This is a genomic window from Acinetobacter sp. SK-43 (assembly GCF_015351505.1).
Lineage (GTDB): Bacteria > Pseudomonadota > Gammaproteobacteria > Pseudomonadales > Moraxellaceae > Acinetobacter > Acinetobacter junii.
Genome location: NZ_JADKPY010000036.1, coordinates 1 through 24,962, shown reverse-complemented (window position 1 = coordinate 24,962; position 24,962 = coordinate 1). Strand labels below are relative to the sequence as shown.

Genomic DNA, 24,962 nt, shown 5'->3' with positions numbered 1-24,962 from the left:
GGTTATTGCTCCAATAATTTTAAAATTTCGGCTGCTGCAGTTTGTTCAGCAAAACGCCGACTTGAGCCCTCACCAATAAATTTTGGCATCCCTTCAACATTGCATTCAACTTTGAAATGTTGGTTAGGTGCATCACCTTGAATATCTACAACCTCGTAAACTGGGAGAGGTTTTTTACGTGCTTGTAAATACTCTTGCAGGCGTGATTTCGGATCTTTGAGCTGATCTGTCGGTTCGATATGATCTAGATAAGGCTCATACCATTTTAACACAATGCTTTGCAGTAGATTTAGGTCATTACTATCTAAATAAATCGCACCAATAATTGCTTCCACAGTATCAGCTAAAATAGACTCTCGATGATGTCCACCTGATTTTAGCTCACCTGTACTTAAGATTAATGACCGACTCAGCTGTAGGTCATTCGCAATTTTCCCCAAAGCTTCTTGACGAACCAAAGTCGCACGCATTCGCGTTAAACGTCCTTCATTCTCTTTAGGATAGGTGTGATACAGATAATTAGCGATGATCATCCCTAATAATGAATCGCCTAGAAATTCTAGGCGCTCATAGTTATGCTTATGGCTCACAGAACGATGAGTCAATGCCAGTTTTAACAAATCAAATTGTTGAAACTGATGACCTATTCGATTCTGTAGTCGAGCGTCATTCAGCTTGTTGTTTGGCAGATTTTTGGTCAAAAGTCTTCTCAAAAGTCATAACTAAACTAATATTAAGCATGAAAGGCTTACGCACTTCATACTTTTTCTTAACGATTAAATCATCTTTATAAGTCACGATTGCAACATCTTTAAATCTCAAATCCCGAACGCCATTCATATCTAGACGTTGATCCATTTGCTGAGCAAACTTTGCTGGTGTGATATTTTCTGGACTATCCTTTAATACACCTTCGATTTGTGTATTGATGATTTTATCGTCCCAATACGCTGGCCATATCGCAATGGCAGCTTTAACTGCAATTGCAAAAAGAACCACCCCAAATAAAATAGCAATATACGAAGCCCCTTGCTGAGATTTACGCATTTTATATTTCCTATGTGTTTTTATTAATCAATCTTACCATTTCGGTTAAAACTTGGAAGATTAAAACCAGGCTCTTTATGCATCCAAATATAGAATGCTCGTCCAGTTAAATTTTCTTCCGGTACAAATCCCCAAAAACGACTGTCCGCACTTTGATCACGGTTATCACCCATTGCGAAGTATTGCCCTTTCGGTACAGTTACTTCCCAATCTTGACCATTACTTTGAATGAATACGTCATTTGCTTTTGCAACAAATGGTACTAAAGCTTCAGCACCTTTTAACTGAGCGAATTGATATTGTTCTGCTAGCGGGTTACGCCCATCTAGATAACGAATCAAATGCTGATGCTCACCCAAAGTCTCTTTAAAATAATACACAGTCGGTGTTTCTAATTGATCTTTTGCTCGATTTACTTCAGTGGCAACTTTAGCAACCTGTTTACCATTGATAATCAATTGCCCAGATTTAAACTGGATATGGTCTCCAGGTAATCCAACTACACGCTTAATATAGCTAATTGTGGGCTGTGGCGGATATCTAAAAACAATTACTTCCCCACGCTTTGGCTCACCGACATCGAGTACTTTTGAGTTCACAATTGGTAGACGCACGCCATAATCAAATTTGTTGACCAAAATAAAATCCCCAGTCTCCAAGGTTGGCACCATAGAGTCTGAAGGAATATTAAATGGCTCATATAAGAATGAACGTAAAACCAAAACAACAGCTAAAACTGGCCAGAAGTCATAGGCCCATGTGATAATAAAATTTTCCTGATCACGACCTTTATTTGCACGCTGTTTAAATACAAACTTATCAAGCAACCACACTAGAAAAAAAATCAGTGTGGCAGGTACTAAAATCAAATTAAAATCAAAATCCATGGGTGAGTCCTAATTATTTCTTTATCGTTCGACTTTCAATACAGCTAAGAAAGCTTCTTGTGGGATTTCAACACTTCCCACCTGCTTCATGCGCTTCTTACCTTCTTTCTGTTTTGAAAGTAATTTCTTCTTACGAGACACGTCACCACCGTAACATTTTGCCAATACGTTTTTACGCATCGCTTTTACAGTAGAACGAGCAATAATTTGTGCGCCAATCGCTGCCTGAATTGCAACATCGAACATTTGACGAGGGATCAAATCCTTCATCTTTTCAACCAAAGCGATTCCGCGATGGCGAGCATCCTGACGATGACAAATCATCGCTAAAGCATCAACTTTCTCACCATTAATTAATACATCAACCTTAACTAAAGATGAACTCTCAAAACGTACGAAGTTGTAATCGAGCGATGCAAAACCACGTGAGCAAGACTTCAATCGATCAAAGAAGTCCATTACTACTTCAGCCATTGGAATTTCAAATGTGATAGACACTTGGTTTCCAAGGAATTTCATATCCTTTTGCACACCACGACGCTCTACACACAAAGTCATCACATTGCCAAGATACTCTTGAGGAACAAGAATATGACATTCTGCAATTGGTTCACGCAAATCTTCGACTGTTGATCCATCTGGCATTTTTGATGGACTGTCGATATAGATGGTTTCACCTTTTTTGGTGAGTGCTTCATAAATTACAGTAGGTGCTGAGCTAATTAAATCTAAATCATACTCACGCTCTAAACGTTCCTGTACGATTTCCATATGCAACATACCAAGGAAGCCGCAACGGAATCCGAAACCTAATGCATCTGAGCTTTCTGGTTCAAAAAACAATGCCGAGTCGTTAATTTGCAGCTTTTGTAATGCTTCACGGAATGGTTCAAAGTCGCTAGAATCAATTGGGAAAAGCCCAGCATAAACTTGCGGTTTAACCTTTTTGAAACCTGGTAGAGTGGCAACATCAGGTGTCGATGATAAAGTAATGGTATCACCTACTGGTGCACCAAAAATATCCTTAATCCCCGCAATAACGAAACCTACTTCACCAGCTTCTAGGATATCGGTCTCAGTATGCTTAGGGTTGAAAACACCAACTGAGGTAACTGGATGTGTTTGACCAGTCGATTTCACTAGCATTTTATCGCCTTTGCGGATACGACCTTGTTTAATACGAACAAGTGAAACCACACCGAGATAATTATCAAACCATGAATCAATGATTAAAGCTTGTAATGGAGCTTCACGATCACCTTCAGGTGCTGGAATAACATCAACCAAACGCTCTAAAACACCTTCTACACCCAAGCCAGTTTTTGCTGAACATGTTGGAGCATCAGTTGCTTCAATACCAATGATTTCTTCAATCTCGTGAATAACACGCTCTGGCTCAGCTTGTGGAAGATCAATCTTATTTAAGATTGGTAATACCTCCAAGCCCTGCTCAATTGCTGTATAACAGTTCGCTACAGACTGAGCCTCAACACCCTGTGCAGCATCGACCACCAGTAATGCACCTTCACAAGCAGCTAAAGAACGTGACACTTCATATGAGAAATCTACGTGACCTGGCGTATCAATAAAGTTAAGCTGATATTCTTGACCATTTGGATGTGTGTAGTACAAAGTAACGGATGCAGCTTTAATGGTAATCCCACGTTCGCGCTCGAGCTCCATTGAATCCAGTACTTGGGCTTGCATTTCACGATCTTGCAAACCACCACACATTTGAATAAAACGGTCAGCCAAAGTGGACTTACCATGGTCAATATGAGCAATGATCGAGAAATTTCGTATATTTTTGATATCTACGGATTTTTTAGCTTGCGCCATGGGTTACCTTGAGAATATTGAACGCTCATAACTTTTTAGTTGCTATAAGCCAAAACGGTTTAACAAAATTGTTGCCGATTATAACAGAAGCCAATTTTAAAGTATTCAAAATAATTATCTTGCTTTCAAAACCTATCGCTTTAGTTTACTCGCGAAGCAACTTAATCCACTTGATGGTATAAAACTGAGAAATCCATAGGATCGAGCTTAGCAGAAATAGGTTGATATGCTTGTGTGAAACTTGGTGACATACGTTTTGGACGCCCAGTCGAAATTTCAATACAAGCCCACTTAGTATTACCCATAAAAATAATGCTTTGATCTTTAGGTCGATAAAATGCGTACTGACGAAATGAATAAAGTGCATTTAGATCGTCTAGCCAAGTTCTTAAAATAATTTCTTCACCTTCAAGCGCAGCTTTCCGATATTGGACATGATGCTCGACTGCCACCATCGCATGCTTAAGTTCAAAATACTGTTTTAACCCCAAACCTAAAGCTTCGATATGTGCTGCAGCTACATCTTGCATCCATTGGACATACATCACATTGTTAACATGGCCCAATACATCTATATGCTTAGCTTCTACTTGAATTTTTAAATCAAAAATTGTGCTCATATTACTTATTAATCACTAAATTCAACGATCATGGCATACACTAGTGCAATCTAGTTCCAATTTCAAAAATAAAAACCACCCAAAATTTGGGTGGTTTCAAGACCATTAATCTTATTTAAGGTAAGCGTAAACCTAAAATTGCACGTTGCCCCTGGCGAATAATTGCAACTCGCGCAACGCTATTTTTTGGTAAAGCAGCTACCGTTTTTGCAAACATCTGACTGTTTGTGATCGGAGTTCCGTTCACCTGAATAATCACATCACCCGCGACGATATTAGACAATGATGCTAATCCACCACGCTTAACATCTTGAACTAGAATTCCACCATTAACATCCAAGCGAGTTTGCTCTGCTTGAGTTAAATTACGGATACTCATCCCTAAACCACTTGTTGGATTATTCTTATCTTCTGCAGCTGGCGTATCGTCTGGCGCGGTGCCAAGTGTTGCCGATATAGTACGAGTTCTATCATCTCGTAAAACATCTAATTGAATCGTTTGGTTCGGTGCTACCCGATTAAGCACATTTAACAAATCACTTGTGCGCAGAATTGAATTTCCATTGATTTTCAAAATCACATCACCCGACTTCAGACCTGCTTTTTCAGCTGGCGATTTAGGTGTAACTTGTGTGATGAGAGAACCTTCAGGTTTTGGTAATTTATAAGCCTCTGCTAGGTTACGATCAATATCTTGCAACATCACACCAAGATAAGAACGTGTCACTTTACCATTCACTTTTAATTGCTGAACAACATCCATCGCAACATCAATAGGAATAGAGAATGACAATCCCATATAACCTCCAGTTCCACTGAAGATACGAGAGTTAACACCAATCACTTCACCTTGTTGATTGAACAAAGGGCCACCAGAGTTACCTGGATTTAAAGCGGCATCTGTTTGAATAAATGGAACAGAAGTTTCACCACTCATATTTCGAGACTTTGCACTCACAATTCCAGCTGAAGCTGAATAATCAAAACCAAATGGCGAACCAATCGCGAGAACAGGCTCACCAACTTTGAGTCGATTTACATCACCAATTTTTAATTCAGGAAAGTTATTGCCATTCACTTTGAGAACAGCAACATCTGTTCGCTCGTCACTTCCCACTAAGGTTGCATCGAGTTCACGACGATCATTTAGGGTGATACTAATTCTAGATGCATTCTCAATTACATGATGGTTGGTAACTAAATAACCATCTTTACTAATGAAAAATGCGCTGCCGTAAGCAGTTTTTTCTTGTGGTCCCTGCTGCTGCGGGATAATGATCTGATTACCAAAAAAACGACGTAGTATTTCTGGTACTTGTTGCTGTAATAACTCTTCCTGAGTCATTTTCTTGACAACATTTACACTCACTACCGCAGGACTAACCTGTTCTACGAGGTTTGAAAAATCTACTGGTGACGCAGCATTTACTTGTGCAGCTGCTACTGTAAATACCGCAGTGAACAATCCTTGTTGTATATATCGACTTTTCATAGAAGCAAGAACCTACATACTGATGATCGAATAGAAATTTAAGCTAATGTTTTATCATAAGCTACATTTTTATTTCGTTAAAAAATGTTTGTATTTTCGAGGTATACAGACAAATTTAAAAATAAAATTATGGAGAAAATGTGGAGAAATATATTCTTCCTAATTACAGCTTGAGTTTCTATTGAATTACTTAAATAGAAATTAAAACCATGTTGCTTCACGTAACTTATGTTCAATCTGTGTGAAAAGTTTAATTCTTGGCATATAGACTAATTATCTGGTTATTCGCTAAAAATTCGCGCAATTCTAAGCAGAATAGCACTTGCCTTTTTTACAAAAAAGCGGTGTCATTAGCGAACGTTTGATATTGAAGCAGATCGACATGCCTGATTTAGAAACAATTCATCATTTTGACGTGATTATTGTGGGCAGTGGTGGTGCAGGTTTAAGTCTCGCACTTTCTTTACCTCATCATTATAACATTGCAATCTTAGCTAAGGCTGAACTAACTGAAGCTAGCACTTACTATGCTCAAGGTGGTGTTGCTGCAGTATTGGATGAGACTGATTCAATTCAACAACATATTAATGACACTATGATTGCAGGCGGACATCTTTGTGAGCTAGATGCTGTCAAACATACGGTTGAAGGTGGTAAGCCTTCTGTAGATTTCTTATTAAAACAAGGCGTCCAGTTCACTCTAGACGATGATGAACAACTTCATCTCACCCGTGAAGGTGGCCATTCGCAGCGTCGAATCATTCACTCGGCTGATGCAACTGGTAAAGCCATTTCAACGACCCTAGTTGAACGTGCGAAAGAACGTAAAAATATCACTATCTTTGAAAACTACATTGCAATTGATCTTATTACCTTGCACAAACTTGGTCATCTAGATCAAACCAACCGTGCAATAGGTTTATATGCTCTTAATGAAAAGACTGAGCAAGTTCATACTTTCTTAGCACCTTTTACTGCATTAGCATGTGGCGGTGCAATGAAGGCATATCTCTATACATCTAATCCAGATATTGCTACAGGTGATGGTATTGCGATGGCGTATCGTGCAGGCTGTCGTGTAGCAAACATGGAGTTTAATCAATTCCACCCAACGTGTTTATACCACCCTAAAGCACGCTCTTTCTTAATTACTGAAGCAATGCGTGGTGAAGGTGCGTACTTACGTCTACCTGACGGCGAGCGTTTTATGCTTCGTTTTGACGAACGCGCTGAACTGGCGCCACGCGATATTGTGGCACGTACCATCGACCATGAAATCAAACGTCTAGGTATTCGTCATGTGTGGTTAGACATCACACATAAATCACCTGAATTTATTATTGAACACTTCCCTACGCTATATGCTCGCTTGCTTGAACTCGGAATTGATATTACCAAAGACATGATTCCTGTTGTTCCTGCTGCTCACTATACCTGTGGTGGTGTAGTTGTTGATTCTAATAGCCAAACTGATCTTGATGGTTTGTATGCGATTGGTGAAACTTCTTATACAGGTTTACACGGCGCAAATCGTATGGCGAGTAACTCGTTACTCGAATGTTTCGTTTATGGTATGAGTGCAGCGGAAGACATTCAAAGCAAACATAACTTGAGCTTTGAATTTCCAAACGTACCATCTTGGGATGAATCACAAGTGACTGATGCTGACGAAGATGTTGTTATATTACAAAACTGGGATGAACTACGTTCAACCATGTGGAACTACGTCGGTATTGTGCGTACGACTAAACGTCTACAACGTGCGTTACATCGTATCGAGATGTTGAAGCGTGAAATCAATGAATACTATCAAGATTACCGAGTCAGTAAGAACTTGATCGAATTGCGTAACCTCGTTTTAGTTTCTGAAATGATTGTACGTTGTGCGATGGAACGTAAGGAATCACGAGGTTTGCATTACACGCTTGATTACCCAGAGCTTTCAAACGAAATTCGTAAGACCGTGTTAACTCCGCCAAACTTTAAGGTGGAACAGCCGTTGGTGAATGAGTGATACTTTCACATTTTTTGATATTTTCAAGATAACTTATAGTTATTATTTACTATCGCGATAGGCGACATGAATGTCGCCCGTTAAGCTACGGTATCAAGAATGTACCGTCAGCTCAACAAAGGATTTTTGTTACTTTTCATCCTTGAAAAGTAAGGCATAAGAAATAAAACCCAAACATCACCCAAACTTTTCGAAAATGCAGGTTGAGTATATAATCGTATTTACTTCAAATACTGCAATGCTTCTTGAAACACAACATCCTCATTTTGTGTTGCATCCAAACGCTTGATCCGTTCAGGCTCTGCTTGCCACAAAGTCTCATAACCAGAACGCACCTTGGCAAAGAAGCTCAATTTTTCTTGTTCAAAACGATCTAATGCACCACGCTCTCGAGCACGGGTCATGCCCAACTCAATCGGTGCATCCAACCAAAAGGTAATATTCGGCATTTTTGCCACAAAAGTTTGATTTAACAATTGCAGCTTTTCCTGACTTAAACCACGCCCAGAACACTGATAAGCAAAGCTGGCATCAGTAAAACGATCACTCAACACAATTTTTCCCGCCGCTAATGCAGGTAAAATCACTTGTTGTAAATGTTGAGCTCGTGCAGCATAAATCAGTAATAGCTCAGTATCATGACTCATTTGCTCATCATGATTTACTGCCAATAATAATGTACGAATCTGTTCTGCTAATGGTGTGCCACCAGGCTCACGGGTCAGTACAATTTCCTTACCTTGCTGTTCAAAGTACTGATGAATTTTACGAATCAGAGTGGTTTTCCCTACACCTTCCGTACCTTCAAAACTAATAAACATCATTCACCTTGATTTTTCTTTGAACGGAGTACAGACAAGTAATCTTGTACTGCACGATTATGCTCTGCTAGAGAAGCACTAAATTTATGTCCACCATTTCCTGTTGCGACGAAATAAATATTTTTTGAATCGTCTGGATGCATCGCCGCTTCAATCGCTTTTTTGCTTGGTAATGCAATTGGGGTTGGCGGTAAACCATTAATAGTATAAGTGTTATATGCGGTTGGTGTCCTTAAATCATTACGTGTGATATTACCTGTGTAACGATCCCCCATACCATAAATTACAGTAGGATCGGTTTGTAAGCGCATACCAATTTTTAAACGACGCACAAAAACACCTGAAACTTGCTCAAGCTCACGATCTAAACTAGTTTCTTTTTCAATAATTGAAGCCATAATTAATGCTTCATATTTATCTTTATAAGGAAGATTGGCTGCTTTATTCGCCCAAGCTTCATCTAAAGATTTCATTTGACGATGATATAAATCCGTTAAGATTTTTTTATCAGTTTCGCCTTTGGCAAAGAAATAAGTATCTGGTGCAAACAAGCCTTCAGGATGTGAATAAGGAATATCGAGTTCTTTTAATAATTGATCCTGAGGTAAATCCAATATTGTTTTAGTGACATTTGAATCTTTTTTGAGGTTGTTAATCAGTTGCTTAAATGTTGTACCTTCTATCACTAAAATTCGATTCATTTGAGCATTTTCAGCATTGGATAACATTTCCAAAACTTGACGAACACTCATACCTTGCGTGACTTCATAAACACCTGCTTTCATCGTGTCATGAATCATGAACTTTTGATAGAGTTTCAAAAGAATCGGAAAATTCACTTTATTTTCTTCAGCTAAACGGTCAATAAAACCAGAATAGGTATCTCCAGAAGAAATGACCAAAAGCTGTTTTTTGTTTTGAACAGGGTAATTCTTGAATAAACTTGACCAGAAAACACCAAAGATCACAATCAAAAAAGCAATGATTGCTATGATAAAAAACTTAATAGAAAACTTAGCTTGTGATTTGGCTTTAGGCTTTTTCTTAGTTTTGCTTGGATTCGGAGGTTTCGGCATATTTAGTCAATCTGGCTAAGTTTTAAAAAATTAAATAAATCAAGATACGGTTGCTGCTGCATTGTTCGACCTTGAAATCGAACTACAGCTTTCATCGGATGCAAAGCATTACAGAAAAATATGTTCTGGATATGCGCGATCTGATCCATTTCAATACAACGTTGTTCACATGAAATATCATTTTGTTGCATACGAGATAGAATGTGTGCACGCATTACACCGTGCACGCCATTATAGCGAAGTTCTGGAGTAATCCATTGATCATTTATACGAATAAAACAATTACTGCTTACACCTTCAACAATATACCCTTGCACGTCGGTAACTAATGCTTCTAGCCAACCTCGCTGATCTGCTTCTTGCTTCAACACAACTTGCTCTAGTCGATTCAAAGTCTTCAAACCAACCAAATGAGGCATATGCAAACCTATAGCATGATTCAGTAAACCACTTTCAATCCATTCAGGCTCTAAATGTTGCAATTGTTTAGGATAAAACCACACATATACATCAGCTGGGTGTAAAGGGAGACTATATCCTCGGTCACCTTCTCCACGGCTGATTACAACCTTCAACGTACCATTCAAGTTTTTTTCATGTTGTGACAATTGATCTAATGCTTGTTCTATAAAAGATAAATCGGCATCCAAGCTTAAATTTTTGCAAGCATAATTCAAACGAGCAATATGTAGTTGTTTTAATTCCATTCTACCATGCACCAATCGTGCTGTTGTGAAACACCCATCACCGTAGTGAAACGCACGATCCAATAAAGGAATTGAATCAATCAACTGCCCATTTTTATAGCATTGCATAAGTTAAAGATCCTGTGGGATGCATTTATCGAAGCTATTAATCTTAATAACCTATTGATTTTAAATAATTATAACAACTTCACCAGTAAAATAAAAATTTCTTATTTATCAGTTATTCAGCATAACTTATCTCTTTTATGTATTTCTTAATTTTTCATATCAAATTCGATTTTAATTATTTTTTTTGCAAAAAAACTGCAGTTATGCTGCATCCATATTCCAAACAATGATTTAATTTTTGAGGGGTCTCCATGCGTTTATCTCAGGTCAAAGTCGGTGTAATTGCTGCATTACTTTCAGTTTCTTCTTTTGCTGCGCAAGAGTTTTTAAATGTGTCTTATGATCCGACACGTGAACTCTATACAGATTTCAATAAACAATTCGGTGCTTACTGGAAACAGCGCACAGGACAAGATATTGACTTCAAACAATCACACGGCGGCTCAGGCAAACAAGCACGTGCTGTCATTGATGGTTTAAATGCTGATGTTGTAACACTAGCACTTGCTGCTGATATTGATGAAATTGCTGAAAATGCAAAATTACTTCCAGCAGACTGGCAAAAGAAATTACCAAATAACTCTACGCCATATACATCAACGATTGTATTCCTTGTTCGAAAAGATAACCCAAAGAAAATCAAAGACTGGGGTGATTTAGTCAAACCTGGTGTTGAAATCATCACGCCAAATCCAAAGACCTCGGGTGGTGCTCGCTGGAATTATTTAGGTGCATGGGCTTGGGCAAAACATCAAAAAGGCGGCAATGACGCTAAAGCTCAAGAATTTGTGCGTCAAATTTATAAGCAAACCAAAGTTTTGGATTCAGGAGCACGCGGAGCAACAACTACATTTGCTGAACGTGGTATCGGTGATGTGTTGTTAGCTTGGGAAAATGAAGCTTTCCTTGCCGTTCGAGAGCAGCCAGGTAAATTCGAAATCATCACACCGTCTCTTTCTATTTTAGCGGAACCACCTGTTGCCGTAGTAGAAAAAAATGCTCAGAAAAAAGGTAACGCCCAAATTGCACGCGGATATTTGAATTACTTGTACTCTCCTGCTGGTCAAGAAATTGCAGTGCGTAATTTCTATCGTCCTCGCAATGCAGCCGTATTAAAGAAATACAGCAATTTATTCAAACCACTGAAACTAGTAACAATCGATAAAGAATTTGGTGGTTGGGCAAAAGTACAAAAAACCCATTTTGATAATGGTGGAATTTTCGACCAAATCGTCAAGATCAATAGCACAGGTAAATAATCCAACTAAGTCCCACTTTTTCTAAGAGGGACTTCCTCACTTTCATAAAGCAAGGTTGGGAAGGATTCTAAGGAGATTAGACATGACTCATACCGTAATTGTTCCTGGTGTAGGCGGCAGCGAGGCTCAACACTGGCAGTCTTGGCTACAACAAAAACTCATGTTTAGTTCTCGTGTTCAACAGAAACACTGGGATCGTCCAGTCTTGCAAGAGTGGGTTGATCAGTTTGTCAAAACTGTTTCATCTGTAAATGAACCTGTTCAGATCGTTGCTCATAGTTTTGGATGCTTAACCAGTGTAGCGGCTCTCGCCGAGCATCCTGAACTAAATGTACAAGTAAAAAATTTAGTTTTGGTTGCACCCGCAAATCCAGCACGTTTTGGTGAGGCAGGTTTCGCTCGTCATAGTCTAACTGACTATAAAGCATATTTTCATGGACTCAGTATTGATGTGCCAACGACGTTATTAATTAGTGAGAATGATCAATGGCTTAGTTATGTCGATGCTTTACAGCTCGCAGAATCATGGAAATTAACACCAATTAATTTAGGACCTGTTGGCCACATCAATGTTGCTTCAGGGTTTGGTCCATTCCCTGAGATCCTGAATTATTTATTACCTGAAAAAAAGAGCTTACCTACCGCTCTAATGAAGGTCGCAAATTTTAATATGAAATTTGCCTAGCCCCATCTTCACCGTATTTTTTGATTTTAGTTTCGTTTATTTGCTTATTTAGCAAATATTTCTCTTTGAGGAAATGTCATGTCGCAGCGTTCCCGAGTGCTGCCAGGGTTTGGTCTCTCATTAGGCTTTACTCTCGCTTATGTATCTTTGATTGTGCTTATTCCTTTATCTGCTGTATTTATCCGATCTTTAGGAATCGGATGGGATGGTTTATGGGAAATCTTAACTTCAGAACGAATCCTAAAGTCACTGCAACTTAGTTTCAGTGCGGCATTGATTGCTGCGCTAGTGAATGTGTTTTTTGGATTATTATTGGCATGGTGCTTAGTTCGCTATAGTTTTCCAGGTAAAAGAATTGTCGATGCATTAGTCGATTTACCTTTTGCCCTACCAACAGCTGTTGCAGGGATTGCACTCACTTCTTTATATGCTCCAACAGGTTGGATTGGTCAATATTTGGAACCGTTAGGGATTCAAGTTGCATATACCCCTATTGGTATTACTCTTGCCCTGATATTTATTGGATTACCCTTTGTTGTTCGAACAGTACAACCAGTTCTCAGCGATATTGAATCTGAGTTAGAAGAAGCAGCTTCTGCACTTGGTGCAAATCGCTGGCAGACCATTACCAAAGTCATACTTCCAATTTTATTTCCAGCGTTGCTGACAGGATTTGCTTTGGCATTTGCTCGTGGTGTTGGTGAATATGGCTCTGTCATCTTTATTGCAGGCAATCAACCGTATAAAACAGAGATTGCTCCCCTCATGATCATTTCTCGTTTAGAAGAATATGATTATGCAGGCGCAACAACGATCGCTGTAGTCATGCTCATTCTCTCATTTGCCATCTTATTTTTAATTAATTTAGTTCAAGCATGGGCAAGCCGTCGTACAGGGAGAGTTGCACAATGAGTTTGAATACAAACAGCAATGCTTTGGCACTCAAATTACAAGCAAGAGATGCCACTAGAGAACCGACATGGGTTCGTTATAGTCTAATTACTATTGCATTAATCTTTTTCTTAAGTTGCTTGGTTCTGCCCTTAATTTTGGTTTTTGTCGAAGCTTTTAAGCAGGGTCTAGAAGTCTATGTAAATGCATTGACTGACTCAGATACGCTATCGGCTGTAAAGCTCACCTTAATCACTATTGCGATTGCTGTACCGATTAACGTTGTATTTGGTGTTGCAGCAGCTTGGGCAGTAGCTAAGTTCCAGTTCCGTGGTAAAGCCATTTTGACCACCATTATCGACATGCCATTCTCAGTTTCACCTGTGATAGCAGGTTTAATGATTGTGTTAATTTTTGGCTCTCAAGGTTGGGTTGGCGGATGGCTCATGGATAATGACATCAAAATCCTATATGCCGTTCCAGGTATTGTTTTAGCTACTATTTTCATCACTGTTCCATTTGTTGCACGCGAACTCATTCCGCTCATGGAAGCTCAAGGTACTGAAGAAGAAGAAGCTGCAATCGTACTTGGTGCATCTGGTTGGCAAACTTTCTGGAAAGTAACACTTCCAAATATTAAATGGGGATTGATCTATGGTGTGATTCTATGTAATGCACGAGCTATGGGTGAGTTTGGCGCGGTGTCGGTTGTTTCAGGACACATTCGTGGTGAAACGAATACGTTACCTTTACATGTAGAAATACTATACAACGAATATACCTTCAGTGCTGCATTTGCGGTGTCATCTTTACTGGCATTCTTAGCAATCATCACTTTGATTTTAAAAACTTGGTTAGAGATGCGCCAAGACCAAAGCAATGAACATCAACATAATCCATCTAGCCACTGAGGAATGTACAAATGAGTATTCAAGTTAAAAATATTGAAAAACACTTTGGCGCATTCCACGCGCTTAAAAATATCTCTTTAGATTTCCCAGAGGGCGAGCTAGTAGCTTTACTTGGTCCATCGGGCTGCGGAAAAACAACACTTTTGCGAATTATTGCAGGTTTAGAATCAGCCGATGGCGGGCAAGTATTGCTTGAAGGTGAAGATGCAACTGACATTCATGTACGTGAGCGACAAGTTGGTTTCGTTTTCCAACATTACGCTTTATTTCGCCACATGACCGTCTATGACAATATTGCTTTTGGTTTACGTGTTCGCCCACGTGCATCACGTCCATCAGAAGCTGAAATTAAAAAACGAGTTACGCGTTTACTTGATTTAGTTCAACTTGGCTTTTTAGCTGATCGTTACCCTACACAACTATCCGGTGGTCAACGTCAACGTATCGCTTTAGCACGTGCTCTAGCAGTTGAACCTCGTGTTTTATTACTGGATGAACCTTTTGGTGCTTTGGATGCTAAAGTTCGTAAAGAACTGCGTCGTTGGTTACGCACACTACATGATGAATTGCACATCACCTCTATCTTTGTAACCCATGACCAAGAGGAAGCTTTAGAAGTTGCTGATCAAATCATTGTCATGAATAAAGGTGATGTAGAACAAATTGGTTCGCCTCGTGAAGTTTATGAAAAACCAGCGACACCATTTGTATTTGATTTCTTAGGTCAAGCAAATCGTTTTGAAGGTGAACATCATGACGGTATTATTCGTATCGGAGATGATCGCATTCAACTACCAAATCATTTGCAAGCACCGCAAGGAAAAGTCATCGCTTTTGCTCGACCAAATGAATTACACATTCATGCGCAGCCTCAACCGAATACTGTTCAAGCGACTTTTTTACGTGAAGTCTGGATTGCAGGTAGAGTGATCGCTGAATTACAAGATCGTAGTGGGCGTACTATCGAAATTTTACTCAGTGTAGAAGAAGCTAATTTGCATCAATTCAGACCAAACCAAACCGTCTGGATTAGTGCAGCTCAACTTCATTTATTTGCAGACCCAACGACGCAAGTTGCTTAAAATAATACTTGATGACGGCTAAACTACTCATATGGAACTTTAGCCGTTCCTCATCCTATATGCGGAAATAATGATTATGAACTTCCAACAACTCAGAATTATTCGAGAAACAGTTCGTCAAAACTTTAATTTAACTGAAGCTTCAGCGGCACTTTATACCTCCCAATCTGGTGTCAGTAAACATATTAAAGATTTAGAAGATGAATTAGGCGTACAACTTTTTGTGCGTAAAGGTAAACGATTACTTGGTCTCACTGAACCAGGACAGTCCCTATTGAGTATTGTCGAGCGCATGTTAGTTGATGCTGATAATATCAAACGCCTTGCTGACGATTTCAATAAAGTTGATGAAGGTACTTTAACGATTGCAACAACACACACCCAAGCTCGTTATGTATTACCTCCAATTGTGAATCAATTTAAGAAGCTTTTTCCTAAAGTGCATTTGGTTTTACAACAAGCAAGTCCTGTTGAAATCGCTGAAATGCTACTTCAAGGTGAAGCTGATATTGGAATTGCGACAGAATCTCTCACCACAGAGGAAAACTTAGCAAGCGTGCCTTACTATGAATGGCACCACAGTATTATTACACCTAAAGACCACCCTTTAACGAAATTAGACAACATCAGTCTCGATCTTTTAGCAGAGTATCCGTTGATTACATATCACGGAGGTTTTACAGGTCGCTCTAAAATCGATAAAGCATTTGAAGATGCATATTTGCATGCAGATATCGTAATGTCAGCGTTAGATGCCGATGTTATTAAAACCTATGTTGAACTCAATATGGGTGTCGGGATCGTCAATGATGTCGCATATGATGCCGAACGTGACTATCGTTTACAGCAAATAAAAACTCACATTTTTGGTACTAACACTACGTGGATTGCTGTAAGAAAAGGTCATTTACTACGTGGTTATGGTTATGAGTTTATCTCGCTTTGCTCACCTAAAACCGATATTAAAGCACTTAAAAAAGTCGCTTACCCTGAGGAATAAAAAAATGGCTCTTAAAGAGCCATTTTTTATATCTGGGAAAAGTATCTTTAAACGAAAAAACGAGCTTTACAGCTCGTTTTTTTTACAAATTGATTAGAATTTGAAACTTACACCTACTTTACCTACAGGCATCCACTCATAGCTACCTTTATTTGCAATCTTATCTTGCTCATCAGCCACGGCTTGATCGATAGGCTTAGCACCTGTAACAGCTTTCAAATTATAAGCATCAAGCTTCACATCTGGATTACCCGTGTAGTAAGCACCAACCTCTCCAAACACACCAATATTTTTATATACTGGAGCATTCAAACCAAAACCTACATATGGCGCAATATCATTCTTATATGACATTTTACCTGTTACACCACCATCTTTAGAAGCATCAACAACTTCGTAGTCATTGTTGTTTATTGATAAAGTACGACCTGCTGATGTACGTTTTTGAAGATCATAATCATTATCAAGATAAGCCACACCAGCTGCTACATACAACGAACGAGCAAATGCATTTTCACTTGCACCCCATGGATATAACTCAGCGTTTAGATATGTGTTGTTATTTTCCATATCTAGATCATACTTGGTACCATCAATTTTAACATCATCAGACCAAGAGATATCACCACCGTTATAACCTAAAGTTAAACCTACATACGGATTTACACGATATGAAATAGCACCACCGTAACCTGTAGTACCCACTTCAGCACGAACTGAAACTGGATCTAAGTATGAAGGAAACGTAGAACCTGATTCCTTCACAACTTGTTCATCTGCTGCTAAAGCAGAACCTGCAATCGCTGTTAATGCACCTGCAGCTAGAATAACGCGCAAAGCTTTCATTGAAGTCTCCTCAAAAAATACTTTTATCTAAGGTATAGTTGTTACTGTAATAAAATCTTAAAAGAATGATTGATATCTTTTTATACAGAAACTGATTACTTTTTGTTATTTTTTGATACAAATTCAGAATAATTGTATATTTTAAAATAATAGATAAAAAACAATTAAATCCGAATTTATTACAATTTTATTGCTTAATTTTAAAACACTTTATTGTAACGACTTTTTTCAAAGCTTCTTGGTTCAATTTAGTGTAAAATCTTCAAAATTTTTTTGGATGAAGGAAGATCATGTCTCAGCTTTCTACGATCATTGAGCAAGCATTTGAAGACCGTGCAAATTATTCAGCTACGGACTGCCCTACAGAAATTCGTCAAGCCGTTGAAGAAGCATTAACTGGTTTAGACAACGGTACACTTCGTGTGGCTGAAAAGATTGATGGTGAGTGGGTTGTTCACCAATGGTTAAAAAAAGCAGTTTTACTTTCTTTTAAACTCAATGACAACCAACCTATTGAAGCTTGTGATCTACAGTTTTATGACAAAGTTGCAACTAAATACTCTGGTTGGACTGAAGAGCAATTTAAAGCAGCAGGTGTACGCGTAGTTCCTCCAGCTGTTGCTCGTCGTGGTAGCTTCCAAGCTAAAAATGTGATCTTGATGCCATCTTATGTCAACATCGGTGCATATGTTGATGAAGGCACAATGGTTGATACTTGGGCAACTGTTGGTTCATGTGCGCAAATTGGTAAAAATGTACATTTATCTGGTGGTGTAGGTATTGGCGGTGTATTAGAGCCATTACAAGCAAACCCAACGATCATTGAAGATAACTGCTTCATCGGCGCGCGTTCTGAAATTGTAGAAGGCGTGATTGTTGGTGAAGGCTCTGTAATCTCTATGGGCGTATTCATCGGTCAATCGACTAAGATCTATGATCGTGAAACTGGTGAGATTCACTATGGTCGCGTACCTGCTGGTTCAGTTGTAGTTGCGGGAAGCCTTCCTTCTAAATGTGGAACTTATAGCCTTTACGCAGCAATCATCGTGAAAAAAGTTGATGCGAAAACACGTGCTAAAACAAGTTTAAATGATTTATTACGTGCTGACTAAGATGTAATACCACGGAGCTTATACTGCTCCTCGTCTCTACGATTATCACTGATCGTAGAGATTTTTGTTTTTTAATAGCTTGCTGATTTTGTGGTAACTCTTTATGACTTCCTTACGTTCCTCTGCAATTCCTGTCTCTGATCCTGCTGCTGGTTTGCGTATCACAGAGATTTTTTATTCTTTGCAAGGCGAAGCGAATACATTTGGCTTACCCACTGTCTTCATTCGTTTAACTGGTTGCCCTCTTCGTTGCAGCTATTGTGATACCACGTACTCTTTTGAAGGTGGCGAGCGTCAATCACTTGAACATATCATTGAAACAGCAAGCCAGTTTAAAACACCTTATATATGTGTCACTGGTGGCGAACCACTTGCACAACCGAATTGTCTTGTATTACTTCAACGCTTGTGTGATCTCGGTTTTGACGTTTCGCTTGAGACAAGCGGAGCTTTAGATGTTTCTAAAGTTGATCCACGTGTTTCGAAAGTATTAGATCTAAAGACACCAACGTCTAATGAAGATCATCGTAATTTACTTACCAATCTCGACTATTTAACACAGCATGATCAGATTAAATTTGTGATCTGTAATCGTGCCGACTATGAATGGTCTAAACAACAACTGGAAAATTTCCAGTTGCAAGATAAAGTCAGTACAGTATGGTTCTCTCCTGCTTTCGCGGTAGAAAAAGGTGCTGTTGCTCTACCTGCTCTTGCACGTGATTTAGCTCAGTGGATTTTAGATGACCATCTCCCTGTTCGCTTCCAATTACAGTTACATAAGCTGTTATGGAATGATGAATCTGGTCGCTAATGATCTTGTGACTGTCTCAAATGAGGCAAATCATCTACGAATAATTTTAGGTTGAATAATGGAAAATAATATGCGTTCTCGTGCCATCGTATTATTGTCTGGCGGTTTAGACTCGACAACATGTCTCGCTTGGGCACAAGCAAACTATGACTGTATCGCTTTAAGTTTTATGTATGGTCAGCGCTCTACAACTGAGCTTGATGCAGCTAAGGCACTTGCACAACGAGCAGGCGTTGAACATCGTGTAATTAATATCGATTTGGGTAATTTAGGCGGTTCCGCGCTTACAGATCATAACATTGATGTACCTGAACAATTACAAGAAGGTATTCCTGTAACTTATGTTCCAGCACGTAACACAATTTTTCTATCCTATGCTCTTGCAGCAGCTGAAGTATTTGACGCTGCAGCCATTGTGATTGGTGTAAATGCTGTTGATTATTCAGGATATCCAGATTGTCGCCCAGAATTTATTGACGCTTTTGCCAATCTCGCAAGACTTGCAACAAAAGCTGGTGTTGAAGGAAAACCTCTTAAAATTGAAACACCTCTGTTACATTTATCCAAAGCGAATATTATACGCTTAGGCATCGAACATGGCGTAGACTATAGCCAAACGGTATCCTGCTATCAGGCAGATGCTCAAGGACGTGCATGTGGCAAATGCGACAGTTGTCGTTTACGTCAGCAAGGTTTTATCGAAGCAGGTGTCGCGGATCCTACGCGCTATGCGGAATAAACGATATAAGGTAAAAATTAGGTACATTATATGAAGTTTTCTAAATCAAATATTATTCTTTCAACAATGATGTCAGCTGCGGCTCTTTTTGCTACAGCATCTCATGCAGCTGATAATCCATTACAAGCAGCATATAAAAGTACCAATGTAAAATCTGCATTAGTCAACGTATGTAAAGATCAAACAGCTAAAGGTGGAAAACTAACCTCTGCGGAAGTAAGTAAATTCTGTAGTTGCCAAATTGATGCACAAGGTAAAGTAACTGAAGCACAAAAATGGGAAATTCAAAGTGCAATTAATGCCAAGAAAAGCCCTAGTTCTTTAGCGTTTGTCCAACAGCAAAATAAAGATTTACAAGCTTGCTTAGGCGCCCCTTTGGTATCTAAGTTAGAAAAATTAACTGAAGAAGCAATGAAAGCTGCTCAGCAACAAGCTCCTAAAAAGTAAGCTTGTATTGTTCAGATTAAAGCCTGCATTTATGCAGGCTTTTTTTAGTTCTGTTAATATTTGAATCACTTAAAGAAATTGACTAAATTCATGCACGACCAATGGAAAACCAATGCTGAAAATCGACGATCAATCGTTTCATTCAGTGGAGGCAAAGATAGTTCTCTCGCCTTGTACCATGCTATGCATAAAGGGACGGTGTTAGGCTTAATTGTAATGTTAGAGGAACAAGGAAAACGATCACGTTCGCACGCGATGCCCCTAGATATCATTCGTGCTCAAGCTGATGCGATAGGTTTACCTGTTTATATGACTTCATCGAGTTGGTCTGATTATGAAAGTAAGTTTATTGATTTACTTCATCAGGCTAAAGCTCATGGAGCTGAAGTACTCGTTACTGGCGATCTCGACATGCCACAGCATGGTTGCTGGCACGATAAAGTCACTCAACAGGTTGGGCTCAAGTTAGGCATGCCACTTTGGTTAAGGCCACACAAACAAGTCGTTGAGGAATTTATTTCACTTGGTTTTCACAGTGTTATTGTTACCGTCAATCTCAAATTGGGGATGCGCGTTGAAGACTTAGGTAAAACACTTACTTTGGAATATATCCAAGAACTGGAAGATCGCGGCATTGATCCATGTGGCGAAGGTGGTGAATTTCACACCACAGTGATCAATGGTCCCATTTTTAACAAAGCAATTCCTATACGTCACGGTGAAATTGTTTATCATGAAGAATATGCATTTTTACCACTTGAACTAGATCAACCATAACCTTTATTGAAGGATGAGACATGTCTGAGAATATTCAATTACCTGATCAAAGCTTCCCGACAACTGAAGGTGAACTTAACCTGACACAAATCGAAAGTGAATGGTTAGTTTTATATTTTTACCCTAAAGATTCCACACCTGGCTGTACAACTCAGGCGATCGGTTTTTCATGTTTAAAAGATCAGTTTGCAGCTTTAAACTGTCAAATTATTGGTGTCTCACGTGATTCTGTTAAATCTCACCAGAACTTCACTGAAAAGCAATCACTTAATTTCAATTTGATTAGTGATCGACAAGAAATCTTATGTAAACATTTTGATGTCATTAAAGAAAAAAATATGTATGGCAAACAAGTCATGGGCATCGAACGTTCAACCTTTATTTTTCACAATAAGCAATTGGTGAAAAGCTATCGTAAAGTTAAAGCTGCAGGACATGCTGAACAAGTATTGGAAGATTTAAAAGTTTTACAATCTGCTTAATTGCTTGCCTTCAAAAAAGCGAGTTTATACTCGCTTTTTTACAGTTAAATTGTAGCCCTAAACTAAAATAACGTATCATTAAACGATTAAAATAACGAACCTAAATCTTAAAAAATGAAATCGATCCAAGTTTTAATTTTATTTCCGTTGTTTATTTCTGGATGCAGTATCAGCACCCCAACACGTTCACAAGAATATTCTACTTCAACCTCTCAAGTTCAGAAATTATCAAACGAAATACGCTGTGAAGACTTACAAAACCCAGCTTATCAACAAACCATCTTGCAGTCGATTAACGAAATTCGGCAACAAGCGCGTCAATGTGGACAACGACATTTTTCAGCAACATCACCCTTAGTATGGAATGAACATTTGGCTAGAAGTGCTTATGCTCATGCCATAGATATAGCTCAATATAATTTTTTAGGGCATCGTAGTCAGGGCGGTTTAGACCTCAAAGCTCGCTTGAAACTTTATCAGTTTAAAGGACGCGGCGGAGGTGAGAATGTTGCACGTGGGCAGAAAAACTTGAATGAAGTATTAACGACTTGGCTAAACAGCCCCATGCATTGTGCCAATATAATGAATCCTAAATTTACAGACTATGCCGTGGCATGTACCTTTGACTCCACTGAAAAACAAAAGCCATACTGGGCACAACAATTCGGAATTCGTTAACAGGAAATACCTATGCAAAATGGCTCGATCATTCCTATTTTTCGTGTCTTTGACATTAAATTAGCACAATCATTTTATCTTGATTATTTAGGTTTCCAAATCGATTGGCAGCATACTTTCGGGGACAACTTCCCTGTTTATCTGCAAATTTCCAAAGACGATTGTATTCTCCATTTGTCCGAACACTTCGGTGATGCGAGTCCGCATAGTGCGATTCGTATTTACTGGGAGAATCTCAGCTTGTTAAAAAATGAACTTGAGGTCAAGGATTATAAGTTTGCTAAACCCCAAGTTGAAAAAACAGATTGGGAAACATTAGAACTGAGTATGACTGATCCCTTTTCCAATCGAATTATCTTTTGGGAAGATGCTTAATTGGTCCGCTAAAAGTTGATAATGGAGTACTTTAGAAATAATTTTCCACTCACCCTGCTTTTGTACCAATGTAAGTGCATCATAAAAATATTTAGGTTCAATCACACATTCAACATGTACCATCGCTAACTGATCATGAATCAAATTGATCGCAATTACCTTATCTTGTCTCAATTGGTTTTGAGATGCGGGTGAAATACGCTTTCCCACAATAGAGAAATAAGTATCCATATCTAACTTAAGCATCGGATCATCCGTAGCGTTGATATAAGTTGCATCGGAATGAAATATGTCCTGTAATTTATCCACATCACAAAAGTACAAACCATCAAAGTATTTTTCGAGTTGCTGTTGAATCTTAATTATCGGATTATTTTTCATCTTATGTACCTATTCTTTGTCTATTGTGTATGGTCGAAACTGATTCGCCTGCCACACCCCAGTTATCTGTATCAACTTCATCAATGACCACAAATGTAGTAGCTGGATCTTTATGAAGCACCCGAACCACTAACTCTGTAGCCTCTTGAATCAACTGTTGTTTCTGTGCTGTAGAGACATTTTCTTTAGTAATTTGAATTAAAATATAAGGCATGCGGATCTCCTTTTATAATTTTATAGATAGCAAGAATACTAAGATGCTTCGGCAGCTATTGCGTCTTGAACCGTTTGACGATGAGCAATTCGCTGCATAAAAGCTGTTAAATGAATAAAATGCCCAAGATCAAGACCAATAAAGTCAGCCCAGCGTGTCACCACAAACAGATAAATATCAGCAATGGTAAAATTACTTCCCGATAAGTAGTTTTGCCCATCTAACTGTTGATCAACCCATGCATAGTGTTTATTTAAAATCGTACTAAAGACAGTTTTAGATTCTTCGCCATAAGACTCATGGAAAAATGGTGAATATGCTTTATGAATTTCTGCAGCAATAAAATTCATCCAAGAAAGTGTTTGATAACGCTCTACGGTGTTTATTTCAGGTAATAAATCCTTACGTTCGAATTGATCAACAAGAAACTGACTAATCACAGCACCTTCCGTTAAAAAAGAACCATCTTCCAGCTGTAATACAGGTACTTGTCCCTTCTTATTGAGTCGATAAAAGTCCTCACCCAGTTCAGTTAAATGCTGTTGCAAATCGACTTTGATTAAATCAAATGGAAGCCCAAGCTCTCTTAAAACGATATGTGGGGCTAGAGAACATGCATTTGGTGAATAGAACAATTTCATAAAATAACTCCATACAAGGTATGCGAATCATCTTATTGTTTACTTATATGTGCTTAAATAGATTACAACTCAAATCATTTTTTACATGGTGTAATGAATGAATCACCCTCTAAAACGGATGATGTTTAGTAGCGTCGAATTGTTTTGCTTAGTAGCAGAATATGAAAGCTTTTCCAAAGCAGCCTTACATGCAGGTGTGAGTCCAGCAGCGGTCAGTCGCTCCATTGCTCGATTAGAGAAGCATTTAGCGACACCATTGTTTGTAAGAACGACTCGACAAGTCCGTTTAACTACGCAAGGGAAAATCTATTTTGATGAATGTAAACAAGCGCTGAATCAAATTTTAGAAGCAGAACAACAACTAAAAAATCAAACACAGCAACCCTCTGGTTTAATTCGTATCAGTGTTCCAACACCTTATGGACACTATCGCATCCTCCCGTTATTAGCAAAGTTTTCACAGCAATATCCAAGCATCCAAGTAGATGTTCAACTAACCAATAAAAATGTGGACTTTATAGCAGAAGGATATGATCTGGCGATTCGTGGACGACAATTTGCTGATTCAAATTTGATTGCACGGCAACTAGAACAGGCTGAACTGATTGTAGTGGCGTCGCCTGAGTATTTAAAACAATTCGGAACACCGCAAAGCCTTGAAGATTTACAGCATCATCAATGTATTCAGTTTGTTCTTCCCAGTACAGGGAAAAACGTTCCATGGCTATTTACCTCTAATCAACAAATAATTGAATATCAAAGTGCGGGAAATATCCGTTGCTTAGACGATATTTTAGGCACGGTTACACTGGCAAAACATAGCGCTGGTTTATTACAGACCTATCGTTTTATTGTAGAAAATAAGCTTAAGAATGGAGATTTGATTGAAGTACTTAGCGAATTTTCAGGCACTTCACGCCCATTTTCTTTACTTTATCCATCAAAAAAATACGAATCTTTCCATATTCGTGTTTTCATCGATTTTCTGCTTAAAGAACTAAAATCTTAAAAACATTC

General features: G+C 38.7%; 28 protein-coding genes and 1 pseudogene. 16 read left to right on the top strand and 13 right to left on the bottom strand.

Translation table 11 applies throughout. The features are described from left to right. Positions 1-2: 2 nt before the first annotated feature. The 6 genes from rnc to IRT38_RS08495 all read right to left on the bottom strand — a co-directional run bounded on the left by rnc (position 3) and on the right by IRT38_RS08495 (position 5,885). Complete coding sequence (gene rnc, locus IRT38_RS08520) at positions 3-701, bottom strand: ribonuclease III (protein WP_004913454.1); 699 nt, start codon at positions 699-701, stop codon at positions 3-5. After that, a complete protein-coding gene (locus IRT38_RS08515; protein ID WP_004959732.1) occupies positions 667-1,047 on the bottom strand; it encodes a DUF4845 domain-containing protein in 381 nt (126 codons plus the stop codon). Before IRT38_RS08515 ends, rnc begins: the two co-directional genes overlap by 35 nt. Before the next feature lie 23 nt (positions 1,048-1,070). After that, entirely contained in the window at positions 1,071-1,934 is an 864-nt protein-coding gene (gene lepB, locus IRT38_RS08510) for a signal peptidase I (protein ID WP_004913459.1), read from the bottom strand. 21 nt (positions 1,935-1,955) lie between these two features. Beyond that, positions 1,956-3,773, bottom strand: coding sequence for a translation elongation factor 4 (lepA, locus tag IRT38_RS08505; protein WP_004913460.1), 1,818 nt, complete (start codon positions 3,771-3,773; stop codon positions 1,956-1,958). Between the two features lie 161 nt (positions 3,774-3,934). Continuing rightward, a complete protein-coding gene (locus IRT38_RS08500; protein ID WP_004913463.1) occupies positions 3,935-4,393 on the bottom strand; it encodes an acyl-CoA thioesterase in 459 nt (152 codons plus the stop codon). Between the two features lie 115 nt (positions 4,394-4,508). Next, positions 4,509-5,885, bottom strand: coding sequence for a Do family serine endopeptidase (locus IRT38_RS08495; protein ID WP_004913465.1), 1,377 nt, complete (start codon positions 5,883-5,885; stop codon positions 4,509-4,511). A gap of 376 nt (positions 5,886-6,261) precedes the next feature. Between IRT38_RS08495 and nadB the strand changes: the two genes are divergently transcribed. Beyond that, positions 6,262-7,899 (top strand): L-aspartate oxidase, encoded by a 1,638-nt coding sequence (gene nadB / locus IRT38_RS08490; RefSeq protein ID WP_171191614.1) that lies wholly within the window; start codon positions 6,262-6,264, stop codon positions 7,897-7,899. A gap of 221 nt (positions 7,900-8,120) precedes the next feature. Here the strand turns inward: nadB and tmk are convergent, their stop codons facing one another. The 3 genes from tmk to pabC are packed head-to-tail and all read right to left on the bottom strand — an operon-like array spanning position 8,121 to position 10,611. Then, a complete protein-coding gene (tmk, locus tag IRT38_RS08485; RefSeq protein WP_194597449.1) occupies positions 8,121-8,720 on the bottom strand; it encodes a dTMP kinase in 600 nt (199 codons plus the stop codon). Continuing rightward, a complete protein-coding gene (mltG, locus tag IRT38_RS08480; protein ID WP_004953066.1) occupies positions 8,720-9,796 on the bottom strand; it encodes an endolytic transglycosylase MltG in 1,077 nt (358 codons plus the stop codon). Before mltG ends, tmk begins: the two co-directional genes overlap by 1 nt. Positions 9,797-9,798: 2 nt before the next feature. Further along, on the bottom strand, positions 9,799-10,611 hold the full coding sequence (gene pabC / locus IRT38_RS08475; RefSeq protein WP_194597448.1) for an aminodeoxychorismate lyase: 813 nt from the start codon (positions 10,609-10,611) through the stop codon (positions 9,799-9,801). A 251-nt stretch (positions 10,612-10,862) separates the two neighbouring features. On the opposite strand from pabC, the gene IRT38_RS08470 reads away from it, so the two are divergent. From IRT38_RS08470 to IRT38_RS08445, 6 genes are all read left to right on the top strand, one after another. Continuing rightward, entirely contained in the window at positions 10,863-11,870 is a 1,008-nt protein-coding gene (locus IRT38_RS08470; RefSeq protein ID WP_194597447.1) for a sulfate ABC transporter substrate-binding protein, read from the top strand. Between the two features lie 82 nt (positions 11,871-11,952). After that, positions 11,953-12,555: an RBBP9/YdeN family alpha/beta hydrolase gene (locus IRT38_RS08465; protein ID WP_194597446.1), complete on the top strand. Its 603-nt coding sequence runs from the start codon at positions 11,953-11,955 to the stop codon at positions 12,553-12,555. A 78-nt stretch (positions 12,556-12,633) separates the two neighbouring features. Continuing rightward, complete coding sequence (cysT, locus tag IRT38_RS08460) at positions 12,634-13,467, top strand: sulfate ABC transporter permease subunit CysT (protein WP_126131786.1); 834 nt, start codon at positions 12,634-12,636, stop codon at positions 13,465-13,467. Continuing rightward, positions 13,464-14,357, top strand: coding sequence for a sulfate ABC transporter permease subunit CysW (gene cysW / locus IRT38_RS08455; RefSeq protein ID WP_194597445.1), 894 nt, complete (start codon positions 13,464-13,466; stop codon positions 14,355-14,357). The genes cysT and cysW overlap by 4 nt, the downstream gene beginning before the upstream one ends. Before the next feature lie 11 nt (positions 14,358-14,368). After that, entirely contained in the window at positions 14,369-15,439 is a 1,071-nt protein-coding gene (locus IRT38_RS08450) for a sulfate/molybdate ABC transporter ATP-binding protein (RefSeq protein ID WP_194597444.1), read from the top strand. A 76-nt stretch (positions 15,440-15,515) separates the two neighbouring features. Next, positions 15,516-16,439: a CysB family HTH-type transcriptional regulator gene (locus IRT38_RS08445; RefSeq protein ID WP_004913497.1), complete on the top strand. Its 924-nt coding sequence runs from the start codon at positions 15,516-15,518 to the stop codon at positions 16,437-16,439. A 93-nt stretch (positions 16,440-16,532) separates the two neighbouring features. Here the strand turns inward: IRT38_RS08445 and carO are convergent, their stop codons facing one another. Further along, on the bottom strand, positions 16,533-17,285 hold the full coding sequence (carO, locus tag IRT38_RS08440; RefSeq protein WP_125318105.1) for an ornithine uptake porin CarO: 753 nt from the start codon (positions 17,283-17,285) through the stop codon (positions 16,533-16,535). Positions 17,286-17,575: 290 nt separating this feature from the next. Here carO and dapD point away from each other — a divergent pair, with 290 nt between their 5' ends. The 8 genes from dapD (at position 17,576) to IRT38_RS08400 (ending at position 22,709) form a co-directional block, all read left to right on the top strand. Then, entirely contained in the window at positions 17,576-18,397 is an 822-nt protein-coding gene (gene dapD / locus IRT38_RS08435; RefSeq protein WP_004913502.1) for a 2,3,4,5-tetrahydropyridine-2,6-dicarboxylate N-succinyltransferase, read from the top strand. A gap of 103 nt (positions 18,398-18,500) precedes the next feature. Beyond that, a complete protein-coding gene (queE, locus tag IRT38_RS08430) occupies positions 18,501-19,211 on the top strand; it encodes a 7-carboxy-7-deazaguanine synthase QueE (protein ID WP_004913505.1) in 711 nt (236 codons plus the stop codon). A 70-nt stretch (positions 19,212-19,281) separates the two neighbouring features. Beyond that, the gene (gene queC / locus IRT38_RS08425) at positions 19,282-19,950 is read left to right on the top strand and encodes a 7-cyano-7-deazaguanine synthase QueC (protein ID WP_212639577.1); all 669 of its coding nucleotides are present in this window, start codon (positions 19,282-19,284) and stop codon (positions 19,948-19,950) included. 30 nt (positions 19,951-19,980) lie between these two features. Beyond that, positions 19,981-20,397 carry a hypothetical protein gene (locus IRT38_RS08420; protein WP_004913510.1) on the top strand — a complete coding sequence of 139 codons (417 nt, stop codon included), beginning with the start codon at positions 19,981-19,983 and terminating at the stop codon, positions 20,395-20,397. A 90-nt stretch (positions 20,398-20,487) separates the two neighbouring features. Continuing rightward, the gene (locus IRT38_RS08415; protein ID WP_194597443.1) at positions 20,488-21,174 is read left to right on the top strand and encodes a diphthine--ammonia ligase; all 687 of its coding nucleotides are present in this window, start codon (positions 20,488-20,490) and stop codon (positions 21,172-21,174) included. 20 nt (positions 21,175-21,194) lie between these two features. After that, a complete protein-coding gene (locus IRT38_RS08410) occupies positions 21,195-21,656 on the top strand; it encodes a peroxiredoxin (protein ID WP_004913517.1) in 462 nt (153 codons plus the stop codon). A 114-nt stretch (positions 21,657-21,770) separates the two neighbouring features. Further along, the gene (locus IRT38_RS08405; protein WP_194597442.1) at positions 21,771-22,334 is read left to right on the top strand and encodes a CAP domain-containing protein; all 564 of its coding nucleotides are present in this window, start codon (positions 21,771-21,773) and stop codon (positions 22,332-22,334) included. A 12-nt stretch (positions 22,335-22,346) separates the two neighbouring features. Continuing rightward, a complete protein-coding gene (locus IRT38_RS08400) occupies positions 22,347-22,709 on the top strand; it encodes a glyoxalase superfamily protein (RefSeq protein WP_087540078.1) in 363 nt (120 codons plus the stop codon). Between the two features lie 3 nt (positions 22,710-22,712). On the opposite strand, the pseudogene IRT38_RS08395 reads toward IRT38_RS08400, so the two are convergent. The 3 genes and pseudogenes from IRT38_RS08395 to gstA all read right to left on the bottom strand — a co-directional run. After that, positions 22,713-23,090 (bottom strand): annotated as a pseudogene (locus IRT38_RS08395) (nuclear transport factor 2 family protein); the annotation flags it as partial. Position 23,091: 1 nt separating this feature from the next. Then, the gene (locus IRT38_RS08390; protein WP_194597441.1) at positions 23,092-23,304 is read right to left on the bottom strand and encodes a tautomerase family protein; all 213 of its coding nucleotides are present in this window, start codon (positions 23,302-23,304) and stop codon (positions 23,092-23,094) included. Positions 23,305-23,342: 38 nt separating this feature from the next. Beyond that, a complete protein-coding gene (gstA, locus tag IRT38_RS08385) occupies positions 23,343-23,945 on the bottom strand; it encodes a glutathione transferase GstA (protein ID WP_194597440.1) in 603 nt (200 codons plus the stop codon). Between the two features lie 97 nt (positions 23,946-24,042). Here gstA and IRT38_RS08380 point away from each other — a divergent pair, with 97 nt between their 5' ends. After that, positions 24,043-24,954, top strand: a complete 912-nt coding sequence (locus IRT38_RS08380; protein WP_004913535.1) for a LysR family transcriptional regulator — start codon at positions 24,043-24,045, stop codon at positions 24,952-24,954. Positions 24,955-24,962 lie beyond the last annotated feature (8 nt).